Source organism: Corynebacterium sp. (assembly GCF_030538285.1).
Taxonomy (GTDB): Bacteria; Actinomycetota; Actinomycetes; order Mycobacteriales; family Mycobacteriaceae; genus Corynebacterium.
The window spans coordinates 23,028-36,586 of record NZ_JAUNUG010000019.1 but is presented as its reverse complement, the minus strand read 5'-3'; the positions used below and the strand labels follow the sequence as shown (position 1 = coordinate 36,586).

Here is a 13,559-nt window from a genome sequence, read left to right as displayed (position 1 = left end):
GGATTTAGAGGATGCCGGCGGACACGGCGCCGACGAGGAGGGCGACGGCCAGCAGCGGGCCGGCCATGGTGATCATGGCGACATCCTTGTAGGACTGGCGGTGGGTGAGTCCACAGACGATGAGCAGGGTGACCACGGCGCCGGAGTGCGGCAGAGTGTCCAGGCCGCCGGCGGCCATGGCGGTGAGGCGGTGCATGGCTTCCATGCTGATGCCGTCGGCCACGGCCATGTCGCGGAGCTGCTCACCAAGGGCGTTAAGAGCGATGGTCATGCCGCCGGAGGAGGAACCGGTGAGGCCGGCGGTGATGGAGACGGTGACCACGGAGGTGATGATGGCGTTGGCGCCCATGTTGAATACGGAATCACGGACCAGGGCGAAGGCAGCGACGGAGGCGACGACCGCTCCGTAGCCGACCTCGGAGGCGGTGCTGAACACCGGGAACATGGAGTTCTTCGCGCCTTCTCCCAGGGCCCGGAACAGCTTCTGCACGTGGCGGGCGTTGAGCGCCAGGATGACCAGGATCGCGGTGGTGATTCCCACGAGCACGGCCCACAGTGCGGCACGGCTGGACAAGGTGGCGCCACCATACTTGTCCTCGGAGAGGTAGCTCCAGTCGAGTGCCGGGAAGATGTAGAGGGTGCACAGGAAGTTGACGGCGAACACGGTGAGCAGCGGCACGAAGGGGATGAAGCGGTTCGTGGGCTCCGGCAGGTGGTTCTCGGTGCCGTTGCTGATCCCGCTGGATGTGTCCTCTTCACCATCGTTCTCCCGGCTGGAGAAGTGCTCACCATTGCGGACGAGCTGACGGCGACGGAACTCGAGCCAACCCATGCCGAAGGCGAGGATGATGAGGGATCCGATGATGCCGATGAGCGCGCCGGCGAAGGAGCCGGTATCGAAGAACTGGCCGGGGATGATGTTCTGCACCTGCGGAGTGCCCGGCAGGGCGGTCATGGTGAAGGTGAAAATACCCAGGGCGATGGTTGCCGGGATGAGGCGGCGCGGGATGTCTGCGACGCGGAAGAGCTCGCGGGCCAGCGGGTACATGACGAAGGCGACGACGAAGAGGCTGATGCCGCCGTAGGTCATCAGCGCTGAGGTGATGACGGTGGCGGCGATGGCGCCCTTGCCGCCGATGAGTGAGGTGACGCTGGTGGCGATTGATTTGGCGTAACCGGTGACGGTCATGAGCATGCCGAAGATGGCACCGGTGAGGAAGACGGGGAAGAAACTGCCGACGAAGTTGGCCATCGCCGGCATGAAGATCTCCGTGTACGCGGGCAGCATCGGGGCGCCGGAGAAGATGAGGGCGACCAGTGATGCGGCGGGGGCGGCGATGAGCACCGGCACTCCGCGGTACGCGAGCGTGATGAGCAACGCGAGGGAAACCAGGATTCCGATGATTCCGAGGATCATCAGCTCCTCCTTGTAGTGGGAAGGGATAGGTGGGAGCCGCCTATGGAGCCTGGCACCACTACTGTGATGCACGACACTATGTGGCTGGCGTTGTGTTCCAGCATGCATCCCCGAATGTGATCCGCACTACATCTATGGGTGCAACCTTTTAGACCAAATCTTGTAGCTAGCTACAACTTGGGGTGCGCTGCCAATACCCACGCGACCTCAATGACGGACTGCACGTCCCCCAAATCCGCACCAGTTAATTCTTCAAATCGCCGCAGACGGTAACGCAGAGTATTCACATGGACAGGGATGCTTCTCGACGCCGCCGGAATGTTCATCCGGTGCTCCAGATAGGCCCGCACAGACTCCAGCAGCTCCGTGCGAAACTCCCCCACCCCCCGCAGGGGATCCAGGTAACGGCGCTTAAGCAGGTCCGTCGCCTCCGGGCACGTGTGGATGGCCAGCCGCCACGAGAGATTCTCCAGGTCAACGAGCCCCTCCTCCCCTACCTGTTCCGCAGCCCGCAGAGCGAGCGTGGCAGAGGAGAAGGAAGCGTGCAGCTCACTGAGCAACTCCGGTTGCCCCAGGCCGATGACCATCCCCTGCTTGGCTTCCTGCTGCGCCCCCTCGCGGAGTTCGCCGATGAGGATGCCGACGATGATGCTCGACTGCACCGAAGTGAGCAGCCGCAGACCCGACCGCTCCGCCCAGGCCACGAGCAGGGGTTCCGCTGGCGCTCCGGTGGCCAGAGTGGAGAAAGCGGCCACCGCGCGCAGCGGCACATCCGTGGGCACGTTGTACATGGCCGCACCCCACATCAGTTCCGAGGCTTCCATCCCCTCCCGGACCGCGTTGCCGATCCATTCGGAACGGCGCGCGGAATCCGCCACCGCCCGGGCAATCTCCCGGTCGCGGTAGACGGCCGTGGCCCGCGTCGAGAAGGCGTCCGCGAGCGACCACAAGAGTGTGGAGCATTCCAGCACCTCATCGGTGGGGACGTCGAACTCCGGGGCCAAGGCGATGAGGCGACGCAGGATCATGATCATGGAGACACGGAAACCGCTGAGCACGCTACCCAGCGGCACGCCCTGCCCGAGGCGTTCATTGGCCAGGGCATGCGCCTCGGGAACATCATCCAACGTGGGCTCTGCACCGTGGCGGATGATGCGGATACTCAGCGCGATGTTGCGGCGCACGGAAAAGGCCAGCGGCGCTGGGCCCACCTTCCCGTATCCCGGAATGGTGTCGAGCAGCTGCGCCACCGTCGTGTCCACCAGCGACTCATCGTCCTTCTGCAGGCGATCAAGGAGGTTCTGCCACCGGTCAGTGGAGTGATTGTCCATGACATGCCACAGTATCCCCTCAACCCGACAAGGGGCCCAGCTCAGATGCACGACTGGACATAACTCGCCGCGACCCCTAATCTGGTCACAACTTGATAACGGAATGGTTACAAAAGATCATCCGCCCGTGACCAAAGGTTAGGAAGCACCACCCATGAGCTACATCGGCCGCCACCGCAAGCCCAGCACCACCGCCCGTCTCCAGCGTCGTCTGGCCTTGGGCACCCTGGCCATCGGCACCGCCGCCACCTCCGGCCTGGTCTCCCCCACCGCCCATGCCCAGGACTTCGCCGCCATGTCCTCCGGCGGCAACATCATCAACGAGGTTGCCGCCGCCACCGGTGTCGCCCAGCTCGCCCCGACCCCCTCCGTGGTCCGCCCGGCCACGGGGGCCTTCACCTCCGGTTACGGCCCGCGCTGGGGCACCTTCCACTACGGCATCGACATCGCCAACGCGATCGGCACCCCGATCTACGCCGTCATGGCCGGCACCGTCATCGACTCCGGCCCGGCCTCCGGATACGGCCAGTGGATCCGGATCCGCCACGATGATGGATCCATGAGCGTCTACGGTCACATGGAGACCCTGCACGTGGGCGTCGGCCAGCGCGTGGACGCCGGCCACCACATCGCCGGCATGGGTAACCGCGGCTTCTCCACCGGCTCCCACCTGCACTTCGAGATCCACCCGGCCGGCTCCGGCCCGGTTGATCCGGTCCCGTGGTTCGCACACCACGGCATCCACTTCTAAGAACCGCGAGGCTGGCGGGCACACCGCGTCCGGCAGGTTTTTAGCGTCACCGTGTTGCTAACCTGGGGTATAACTGCATGTACCACCAGGAAGAGGCCCATGAGCGCCATCATCTGCATCGGAGTCAGGCGGGAATTCGGCAGTACGATTGCACTGGAGGATGTCACCCTCGACGTCGATAAGCACCAGATCTACGGTCTGCTCGGGCCCAACGGCTCGGGCAAAACCACCCTGCTCAACCAGATCCAAGGTCTGGATCGCCCCACCGCGGGCACAGTGGAGGTACTGGGGCTCGACCCGATCGCCAACCACGCCGAACTGGTGCACCGCCTGTGCAGCCAACACCAGGAATCCACCTCCCTGCCCCGCCTGACAGTCCGCGAAACCATCACCCTGTTCGCATCCTTCTACGCCGCGCCCCGCGACCCGGATGAGCGACAAGGCCACCTCCCGCGTGGAAGACCTCTCCGGCGGCGATGCTGGCCCTCGACTACACCCTGGGCAGCCTGATGCCCAGCGTGGGGGCCGCCGCGGCCCTCGGCAACATCCTCATGATCCTTCTCATGCTGACATCCGGGGCGTTCGTCCCGGTCGCGATCCTCGACAAGAGCATCCGCCGCATCTTCCACTTTTCACCCTCCTATCAACTGGCGGACCTGGTCGCCCGCTCGTGGGTGAACGAGCCGTGGAACATCACCTCAGTCGGTGTGCTGCTCGGCATGGCCGCCGTGCTGGGGGCAGTCGCAATAGCGCTCGCGCGGCGCCGGTGGTGAAAGCCGGTACACTCGCCCGTTTTGAGGTCCTGAGAATCGGGGAGTGTACCGGCTATCGACCACTAAGCCCGGGGACGCGAAAATCCCGACCCCTCTGAGAGGGACCGGGATTTTCATCTGTGCCCGGGGGGGGACTTGAACCCCCACGTTCTTGCGAACACTGGCACCTGAAGCCAGCGCGTCTGCCAATTCCGCCACCCGGGCTGGGTGGCCATTCAAGCGGTATAACCCGCTCTGTGGACTAGTACAAGATAACACGGACTCAGTGAGATTAAGCAAATCGCCAGTACAATCCATGTTTCCGCAGCCCATAAGCAGGCGATGGGTACGTGTAACGCAGGTTACTCGGGTACGTTTTCCATCTGTGCGCACCCTATACTGGTGCCTGTCATGCGCGCGAGGGTCAGTCACCCCGCGCGATTTACTAGTTAGCCGTAACGCCCGAGAGGAGGCCGCGCCCGATGTCGATCATGGCCAAGTTCGCCAGGCTGGACAGTGCTTTGCAGCGCGGCCTGGACAATGGTTTCGCCCTGGTCTTCGGAGGCAAGGTGGTGCCCGCCGAGATTGAGGAGTTGCTCAAGCAGGAGGCGGAAGACAACCTCGTCGTCGAGGACGGTGTGGTGTACGCGCCCAACATTTACATGGTGGGTGTGTCCTCAAAGGATCTGGAGAACCTCTCGCAGGGTGCGAATGATCTGGCGGCTGGTTTCGCGGATCAGCTCACTCGCTGGTGCCGGAACCGGGCGTGGAGCACTCACGGGCCGATGGTGGTGCGGATTGCGGAGGAGTCGGGGCTGCACACCGGGCAGTTGCGGGTGTCGTCCTACCGGGATGCCGAGCCTTCGGAAAGCAGTGGTTTCGAGGCGATCACCACCGATCATGTCAACAACCAGGAGAAGTCGATGAACCAGCAGGATGTACCCACCGAGCTGACGGAGATGCCGCAGGACCCGGTGGTGACGCTGCTGCTGCAGGATGGTTCGAGCCGGACGTTCATGGTCAATGAGGGTTCGAACATCATCGGTCGTTCCAACGATGCGGATTTCCGTCTGCCGGACACGGGGGTGTCGCGTCAGCACGCGGAGATCACCTGGGATGGGCAGGATGCGGTGCTGGTGGATCTGCAGTCGACGAATGGCACCACCGTCAATGACACTCCGGTGGAGAACTGGTTGCTTGCCGACGGCGATGTCATCACCGTCGGTCATTCCCACATCGAGGTCCGCATCGTGGATCCGATGAAGACGGCGGGGAGGTGAGCCATGGATTCACTGGTACTGCTCATTTTCAAGATTGCTCTGCTGGTTTTACTGTGGTTTTTCATCTTCATGGCGGTGCGCGCCATGCGGAAGGATCTCCGCGCCGCGGAGGGGGTCCTGCCCTCCGCGGCGGCGCCGCAACAGCGGACGGCGTTGCCGACGGGGCGTCGAGAAGCGGCGAAGCAGTTGGCCGTCATCGACGGCCCCCTCAAGGGCTCCCACATGGCCGTGTCCACCCTCGAAGAGGTGGTCATGGGCCGCAGCCCCGAGTGCTCCTTTCAGCTGGGCGATGATTTCGCATCCGCCCGCCACGCCCGCCTCTTCCGCCGCGGCTCCGACTGGTATGTCGAGGACCTGGATTCCCGCAACGGCACGTTTGTCGGCGGATACCGCATTGACCAGCCTGAACGCGTGGGCACAGGCACCGACATTAAGGTCGGCCGGACGACAGTGAGGTTGGTCCCGTGAGTCTGAAACTTAATTACAGCGTGCTCTCCGACCGGGGGCTGGTCCGCGGCAACAACGAGGACTCCGCCTACGCGGGCCCGAACCTGCTCGTCATCGCCGACGGCATGGGCGGGCACGCAGCGGGCGAGGTCGCCAGCCAGCTGATGGTCACTCACCTGGAGCGTCTTGACGCTGACCCGGCCGACAATGACATGCTCGCCCTACTCGGCGGCATCGCCGATGATGCGAACCGGGAGATTTCCCAGGCGATTCAGGATCACCCGGAGACCGACGGCATGGGCACCACGCTCACCGCTTTGATGTTCAACGGCGATTCCTTCGGGCTCATCCACGTCGGCGATTCGCGTGGTTACCGCCTGCGCGAGGGGAAGCTGGAGCAGATCACGGTGGACGACACGTTCGTCCAGTCGCTGGTTGATGAAGGCAAGCTCGACCCCGAGGATGTCTCCTCGCACCCGCAGAAATCGCTCATCCTCAAGGCCTACACGGGCCGCCCGGTGGAGCCGACGCTGCGGGATCTCGACGCCCGCCCCGGCGATCGCCTCCTGCTGTGCTCCGATGGGCTGTCGGATCCCGTCACCGCCTCGACGATCGAGCAGACCCTGGCGGAGGGCTCCCCCTCCGATGCCGCGCGGCGCCTGATCGAGTTGGCCCTGCGTTCGGGTGGTCCGGACAACATCACGGTGGTTGTGGCGGATGTCGTCGAGACGGACGAGCTAGACGACGTCGCCCGCGCCGCCCTTCCCGCCTCCCCCGTCACCGCCGGCGCCCTGCTGGGAGAGACCCAGGAGGAGTCCCACCCGGACACTTCCGCCGGCCGCGCCGCGCTGCTCTCCCGCCAGCCGAAGACGATCTCCCCCGACGGGGAGATCACCCAACAGCCGCTCACGGGTGCCCGCCAGGCCCCATCCGGTGCGCAGGAGGTTGCTGCCGCCCCGGCAGGTGATGCCGGCCGCCGGAGCTCGTTTCGTCTCCCCGCACTGATCGCGGTACTGCTGCTGCTCATCGGCCTGGCCCTGGGCGGCTGGTGGGCCAAACGCACCATCGATGATTCCTATTTCATCACCACCGGCGCCCAAGATCACCTGGTCATCCACCACGGGGTGAATTACTCCGTGTTCGGCCGCGACCTGCATTCGCCCTTCCAGGAGGCCTGCCTCAACGCTGAGGGGGATCTGCGCCTGGTGGACGTCGGTTCCACGGAGAACTGCGCCCCCTTCCAGCTGCAGGACCTGCCCGAGTCGGTGCGTTCCCAGGTCGAGGGCCTGGACACCGGCTCCTACGATGATGTCACCCTGCAACTGCGCCGTCTGGCGGATCAGGCGCTGCCGGTGTGCATCGACCGGGCCACCGAAGATGAAAACGCGGACGAAGAGGAAGCCGACGGCAACCTCTCCCGCCCGGGCATCAACTGCCGGGAGGTGGAGTAAATGTCGCGCCTGCTGGCTCGCCGTACCGAACTTTTCCTGCTCATCCTCGCCGCCGTCATCCTCACCGTGATGCTGGCCAGCCTGGAGCTCTCGCAGGGCAACGCCCTGACCACGGACATGCTGCAGCTGATCGCCGGTTTCATCGTGGTGTTCACCATCGCGCACGTGGCGCTGAGCATCACCGCTCCGCACGCCGATCAGCTGCTGCTGCCTGGCGCGGCCCTGCTCAACGGCATCGGTTTGGTGGTCATCCACCGGCTGGACATCGCCAACGGCACGTCGCTGGCCTCGCGGCAGGTGATGTGGACGCTGGTGGGCATCGTCCTGTTAGTCGGGGTGCTGTTTGTGGTGCGCCAGCACCGACACCTGTCGAAATTCTCCTACCTGCTGGGCCTGCTGGGACTCATCCTGCTGGCGTTGCCACTGGTGTGGCCGACGTCGATCAACGCTGATGCCCGCATCTGGATCACCATCGGTCCCTTCTCTGTGCAGCCGGGTGAGTTCTCCAAGATCCTGCTGCTGTTGTTCTTCGCGCAGCTGTTGGCCTCCAAGCGCGCGCTGTTCAACGTGGCCGGTTACCGTTTCCTCGGCCTGGATTTCCCACGCCTGCGCGACCTCGCGCCGATCCTTCTGGTGTGGGCCATCGCCATTCTCATCATGGCCGCCTCCAATGACTTCGGCCCTGCGCTGCTGCTGTTCTCGACCGTGTTGGGCATGGTGTACCTGGCGACCGGGCGTGCCTCCTGGCTGCTCATCGGCGTCATGCTGGTGGCCGCCGGCGGTACGGCCGTGTACCAGGTCTCGGCGAAGATCCAGGACCGGGTGACCAATTTCCTTGACCCGGTGGCCAACTACGATTCCACCGGCTACCAGCTATCCCAGGCCCTGTTCGGCATGTCCTGGGGTGGGGTGACCGGCACCGGCCTCGGCCAGGGCCACCCGGAGATCGTGCCCGTGGCACATTCTGACTTCATCCTGGCGGCCGTTGCTGAGGAGTTGGGCCTGGTCGGTATCGCCGCGGTGCTGGTGTTGTTCGCACTGCTGATCACCCGCGGTTTCCGCGCGGCACTGCAGGTGCGCGACACCTACGGCAAGCTCGTCGCCGGTGGCCTGTCTCTGACGATCGCGATCCAGGTGTTCGTGGTCACTGCCGGTATCTCCGCGCTCATGCCCATGACCGGGCTGACCACCCCGTTCATGTCCGCCGGCGGTTCCTCCCTCATGGCGAACTACATTCTTCTCGGCCTGTTGTTGCGGATTTCCCATTCCGCGCGCCGTCCTGCCGAGCAGGACCCGCTTATCGACGCCGCCCCCGGCACCGGCCTCTTCAGCGCCCAGGCGGGTGGTGCGCGATGAATCGTTCGCTTCGTTTCGCCGCCGGCTTCGCGGTGCTGCTCATCCTGGTCCTTCTGGTCAACCTCACCTGGGTGCAGGGTTTCCGCGAGGAGCAGTACGCCAACAACCCGCTCAATCAGCGTGGCTTCTATGAGCTGAAATCCATCCCACGCGGGCAGATCGCCAGCGGGGGCATGGTGTTGGCTTCCTCCACGCAGGATGCCAACGGTTTCTACCAGCGTTCTTATCCTTCGGCTGATCCGGCTGCCTTCGTGCCGGTCACGGGGTACCTGTCTGACCAGTACGGTGCTTCCGGGTTAGAGGCCTCCTACAACCAGGTGCTCAACGGCACCGATCCGGCCCTGTTCACCTCCCGGTGGATGGACACGATCACCGGCCAGGAGAGTGTCGGCGCGAACCTGGAACTGACCCTCGACCCGAATATGCAGCAGATCGCCCACCAGCAGCTCAGCGGCAACGGTTATGAGGGTGCGGTCGTGGCTCTGCGCCCGTCGAGTGGTGAGGTGCTGGCCCTGGCGTCCTCCCCCGGCTATGACCCGAACGCCATCGTCGACCCGGCAACCGCCGAGCAGGCGTGGACGCAGGTGACCCAGGCCCCGGGTAACCCACTGATCAACCACGCCACGCAGGACACCCTGCCGCCGGGGTCGATCTTCAAGATCATCACCACCGCCGCAGGTCTGGGCAATGGCTACTCCGCCAACTCGATGCTCACCGGCGCCCCGGAGATCACCCTGCCGGGCACCACGACGACACTGACCAACTACGGCGGTCAGGCCTGCGCCGGCGGCGGCGAGGTCACCCTGGAGACCGCGTTTTCCCTGTCCTGCAACACCGCCTTCGTGCAGATGTCCGTCGACGTCGGCGCGGATGCCCTGCGTTCCACCGCGGAGGCCTTCGGCATCGGCGAGGAACCGGACCTGGGTCTGCCCACCTCCCCCGGCGGGCTCGGCGACATCAGCGATGATGCTGCCCTCGGCCAAAGTGCCATCGGCCAGCGCGACGTCACCATGTCGGCGCTGCAGGCGGCGGTGATGGCGGCGACCGTCGCCAACGAGGGACGCCGGATGGAACCGTATGTCGTCGATAAGATCACGGGTGCGGACCTTAAGGAACTGCGCTCGGCCGACCCGCACGAGGTCACCCAGGCCATCACCCCGGAGGTGGCCGCCCAGCTGGAGGAGCTGATGTTGGCCTCCGAGCGCAACACCGCCGGCGGCCGCGCGGGCATCGCCTCCAAGACCGGTACCGCCGAGCACGGCGACGAGAACACCGCCCCGCACACGTGGTACGTCGCGTACCTGCCGGATGCGGATGTGGCGGTGGGCGTCGTCGTGAAGAATGGTGGCGGCCTGGGCACCGGCGCCACCGGTGGACAGGTGGCCTCCCCCATCGGGCGTGCCGTCCTCGACGCCGCAGGAGGTGCATGATGGCTGACATCGACGGCCGCGACAGGCTCCAGGAACTCATCGGCGGCGACTACCAGCTGCAGTGGATCATCGGCCACGGCGGCATGTCCACCGTCTGGCTCGCCGACGACCTCGTCCACGACCGTGAGGTGGCGCTGAAGATCCTGCGCCCCGAATTCTCCGACAACCGGGAGTTCCTCACCCGTTTCCGCAACGAAGCAGAAACCGCCGAGCTCATCGACTCCGACAACGTCGTACGCACCTACGACTACCGGGAGATCCCCGACCCCGCCGGCCACACCTTCTGCTTCATCGCCATGGAATATGTCCGCGGCGAATCGCTGGCGGACCTGCTGGCCCGGGAGAAGACACTCGACGAGTCGCTCGCCCTGGATGTCCTCGAGCAGGCCGCCCATGGTCTGTCCATCATCCACCGCATGGACCTGGTGCACCGCGACATCAAGCCGGGCAACCTCATGATCACCCAGAACGGGCAGGTCAAGATCACGGACTTCGGTATCGCGAAGGCCGCGGCCGCCGTGCCGCTGACCCGCACCGGCATGGTCGTGGGCACCGCGCAGTACGTTTCCCCCGAGCAGGCGCAGGGCAAGGACGTCACCTCCGCCTCCGACATCTATTCCCTCGGTGTCGTCGGCTACGAGATGCTCGCCGGGCAGCGCCCGTTCACCGGGGACTCCTCGGTGTCGGTAGCACTGGCCCATATCTCGCAGTCCCCGCCGGCCCTGTCCACGCAGGTCAGCGCCGAGGCCCGCGAGCTCATCGGCATCGCCCTGCGTAAGGAACCGCAGCAACGCTTCGCCGACGGCAATGAGATGGCCCTGGCCGTGTCCGCCGTCCGCCTGGGCAAGCGCCCCCCGCAGCCGGCATCGGCGGCGATGACGCAGGTCGCCCGGGAGCCTTCCCCGACCGAGTCGACCCGCATGCTCGGCGCGGTGACCAACCCCACGACGATCCGCCCTGCCCAGACCATCCACCCCGCACCCCGCACCCCGGTGCCACAGCAACCAGCCGTGCAGCCGCGTCGCAATGACAGTGGTTTCGGCACCGGCCTGCTGCTGGCCCTGCTCATCGCGGGGTTGCTCGGCGGCGGCATGTACCTGGCGTGGCAGGCCGGCCTGTTCGAGGGCGGTTCCACTGAGCCGACCACCAGCGAGCAGCCCACCAGCCAGGAGATCATCACCGAGTGGGTCACGCCCACCCCGGAACCGGAGCCGACCCCGGAGCCGACCACCGAACAAGCCCCGGAGACCGTCACCGAGTGGGTCACCCCCACCCCGGAGCCGACTCCGGAACCAGAACCGGAGCCGCCGGTGGAGCCACCCGCCGCGCCGGAGATCCCCGGCCTGGATCAACTCGTCGATGATCTGGGGAACCTCACCAACGGAGGTACCTGATGACTGTCGTCGGGGACCGCTACGAGCTGGCCGAGATCATCGGCACCGGCGGCATGTCCGAGGTCTTCGCCGCGCAGGACAGCCTCCTGGGGCGTGGCGTGGCGGTGAAAATGCTGCGCCTGGAGTTGGCGCGCGATGTCAGTTTCCGGGAACGCTTTCGTCGAGAAGCAGAGAACTCGGGCAAACTGAACCACCCGTCGATTGTCGCGGTGCTCGACACGGGTGAGACGGTTATCGACGGCATCGACGTCCCCTACATCGTCATGGAACGCGTCCACGGCCGGACCCTGCGCGACATCGTCCGCGAGGACGGCCCGATGACCCCGGCGCGCGCCGCCGGTGTACTCCTGCCCGTGGCGGATGCGCTGCAGCACAGCCACGATTCGGGCATCATCCACCGCGACGTCAAGCCGGCGAACATCATGATCACCAACACCGGTGAGGTGAAGGTGATGGATTTCGGCATCGCCCGCGCCCTCGACGATTCGACCTCGGCGATGACGCAGACCTCCGCGGTCATCGGCACCGCCCAGTACCTGTCCCCGGAGCAGGCGCGCGGCAAGGCCGCCGACGCGCGTTCCGATGTCTACGCCCTCGGCTGCGTCCTCTACGAAACTGTCACCGGCCGCCCACCGTTTTCCGGTGAGACACCGTTCGCCGTCGCCTACCAGCATGTGCAGGAGGATCCGGAGGCACCGTCGTCGCTTATCGACGCCCTCTCCCCCACCGCCGCCGTCAACATCGACGCCGTAGTGCTCACCGCCATGGCCAAGCACCCCGCGGACCGCTACCAGTCGGTCGCCGCGATGGGTGAGGATCTGCAGCGCCTGTCCCGCAACGCCGTCACCGAGGCCGCCCGCCACTACATCGCGGAACCGGAGCCGATATCGGAAGCCCCGACCGAGCTGACCCCCGTGGTCCGCGAGGAGGAACCACCCCGTAACCGGTGGATGGTGTGGCTGGCGGCGCTGCTGGCCATCATCGCCCTGGGCATTGGTGGTGGCTTCGTGTGGGACATGGTCGCCGACCGGAACCAGTCCTCCCAGCAGATGGTGTCTGTCCCGGATGTCACCGGATTGTCCCGCCAGGATGCGACCGCCCGTCTGGAGGCGCTGGAGCTGCGCGTCGACATCAACGAGGAGCCTTCCCCCGACATCCCGCGCGGCACGGTCATCCGGACCAACCCGACCGCCGGTTCGCAGCTGCAACCGGGGACCTCGGTCACGCTGACGGTGTCCAGCGGGCGGGAGATCACCGACGTCCCGGACGTCACCGACATGACTCCCGCCGAGGCCGAACGCGCGCTCGCCGATGTCGGCCTGCTGCTGGAGCAACAGGTCGAGGAGGATACCTCCGACGACATCACCGCTGGGCGCGTCATGGACCAGAGCCCGCCGATTGGCGCGCAGGTGCCGAAGGGCTCCCGCGTGACCATCACCGTCTCCACGGGTCCTGCGCTCATCCGCATCCCGGCGCTGTCCGGCATGCAGGTCGAGCAGGCGGAGGCGACCCTCGACAGCCTGGGCTTCATCCCGCAGGTCGACATGGTCGACTCCGCCGAGCCGGAGGGCCGCGTTCTCACCGTGGAAAACGAAGGCGCCCAGGCCCGCCCGGGCACCACCGTGCGACTGGAGGTCTCCAACGGCATGATCATCACCATGCCGGATCTCACCCGCCGCAACGAGGCCGACGCCCGCGCGGCCCTGGAATCCGCCGGCTGGACCGGCGAGCTGCGGATCGGCGAGCCGGTCAAAACTGGCGCGCTTGTCGACGCCGGCCTCACCGCCGCCCACAACCCCACCGCTGGCACCGAGTTCCGCAAGGACGCGGTGGTCACCCTGCGGCTGTGGGAGTTCGACGTCGGCGTGTTCATCCCCGACGACGACCCCGACCCCAGGCCGGCCAACCCCCTCGACGGGCTCCTCGGCCGACGCGGTTAAACCGCTGCTA

Annotated in this window: 12 protein-coding genes and 1 tRNA gene; 10 read left to right on the top strand and 3 right to left on the bottom strand. The window is 65.9% G+C overall.

Annotated features, from left to right (window positions below; translation table 11 throughout):
* Positions 1-4: 4 nt before the first annotated feature.
* A complete protein-coding gene (locus Q4G50_RS08005) occupies positions 5-1,417 on the bottom strand; it encodes a GntP family permease (protein WP_303377127.1) in 1,413 nt (470 codons plus the stop codon).
* Between the two features lie 170 nt (positions 1,418-1,587).
* Entirely contained in the window at positions 1,588-2,748 is a 1,161-nt protein-coding gene (locus Q4G50_RS08000; RefSeq protein WP_303377126.1) for a CdaR family transcriptional regulator, read from the bottom strand.
* A gap of 154 nt (positions 2,749-2,902) precedes the next feature.
* On the opposite strand from Q4G50_RS08000, the gene Q4G50_RS07995 reads away from it, so the two are divergent.
* From Q4G50_RS07995 to Q4G50_RS07985, 3 genes are all read left to right on the top strand, one after another.
* A complete protein-coding gene (locus Q4G50_RS07995; RefSeq protein WP_303377125.1) occupies positions 2,903-3,499 on the top strand; it encodes a M23 family metallopeptidase in 597 nt (198 codons plus the stop codon).
* Positions 3,500-3,598: 99 nt separating this feature from the next.
* Positions 3,599-4,009: an ATP-binding cassette domain-containing protein gene (locus Q4G50_RS07990; RefSeq protein ID WP_303377124.1), complete on the top strand. Its 411-nt coding sequence runs from the start codon at positions 3,599-3,601 to the stop codon at positions 4,007-4,009.
* Positions 4,009-4,272, top strand: coding sequence for a hypothetical protein (locus Q4G50_RS07985; protein ID WP_303377123.1), 264 nt, complete (start codon positions 4,009-4,011; stop codon positions 4,270-4,272). Before Q4G50_RS07990 ends, Q4G50_RS07985 begins: the two co-directional genes overlap by 1 nt.
* Positions 4,273-4,392: 120 nt before the next feature.
* Here Q4G50_RS07985 and Q4G50_RS07980 read toward each other — a convergent pair.
* A tRNA-Leu gene (locus Q4G50_RS07980) sits at positions 4,393-4,476 on the bottom strand.
* 257 nt (positions 4,477-4,733) lie between these two features.
* On the opposite strand from Q4G50_RS07980, the gene Q4G50_RS07975 reads away from it, so the two are divergent.
* Genes Q4G50_RS07975 through pknB form a run of 7 tightly spaced genes read left to right on the top strand, consistent with a single transcriptional unit; the run spans position 4,734 to position 13,549 of the window.
* The gene (locus Q4G50_RS07975; protein ID WP_303377122.1) at positions 4,734-5,531 is read left to right on the top strand and encodes a DUF3662 and FHA domain-containing protein; all 798 of its coding nucleotides are present in this window, start codon (positions 4,734-4,736) and stop codon (positions 5,529-5,531) included.
* Positions 5,532-5,534: 3 nt separating this feature from the next.
* Positions 5,535-5,999, top strand: a complete 465-nt coding sequence (locus tag Q4G50_RS07970) for an FHA domain-containing protein (protein ID WP_303377121.1) — start codon at positions 5,535-5,537, stop codon at positions 5,997-5,999.
* A complete protein-coding gene (locus Q4G50_RS07965; protein WP_303377120.1) occupies positions 5,996-7,429 on the top strand; it encodes a PP2C family serine/threonine-protein phosphatase in 1,434 nt (477 codons plus the stop codon). The genes Q4G50_RS07970 and Q4G50_RS07965 overlap by 4 nt, the downstream gene beginning before the upstream one ends.
* Complete coding sequence (locus tag Q4G50_RS07960) at positions 7,430-8,785, top strand: FtsW/RodA/SpoVE family cell cycle protein (RefSeq protein WP_303377119.1); 1,356 nt, start codon at positions 7,430-7,432, stop codon at positions 8,783-8,785.
* Positions 8,782-10,215: a penicillin-binding transpeptidase domain-containing protein gene (locus Q4G50_RS07955; protein ID WP_303377118.1), complete on the top strand. Its 1,434-nt coding sequence runs from the start codon at positions 8,782-8,784 to the stop codon at positions 10,213-10,215. The genes Q4G50_RS07960 and Q4G50_RS07955 overlap by 4 nt, the downstream gene beginning before the upstream one ends.
* Positions 10,215-11,609: a serine/threonine-protein kinase gene (locus Q4G50_RS07950; RefSeq protein ID WP_303377149.1), complete on the top strand. Its 1,395-nt coding sequence runs from the start codon at positions 10,215-10,217 to the stop codon at positions 11,607-11,609. The genes Q4G50_RS07955 and Q4G50_RS07950 overlap by 1 nt, the downstream gene beginning before the upstream one ends.
* The gene (pknB, locus tag Q4G50_RS07945; protein ID WP_303377117.1) at positions 11,609-13,549 is read left to right on the top strand and encodes a Stk1 family PASTA domain-containing Ser/Thr kinase; all 1,941 of its coding nucleotides are present in this window, start codon (positions 11,609-11,611) and stop codon (positions 13,547-13,549) included. Before Q4G50_RS07950 ends, pknB begins: the two co-directional genes overlap by 1 nt.
* Positions 13,550-13,559: the final 10 nt, after the last annotated feature.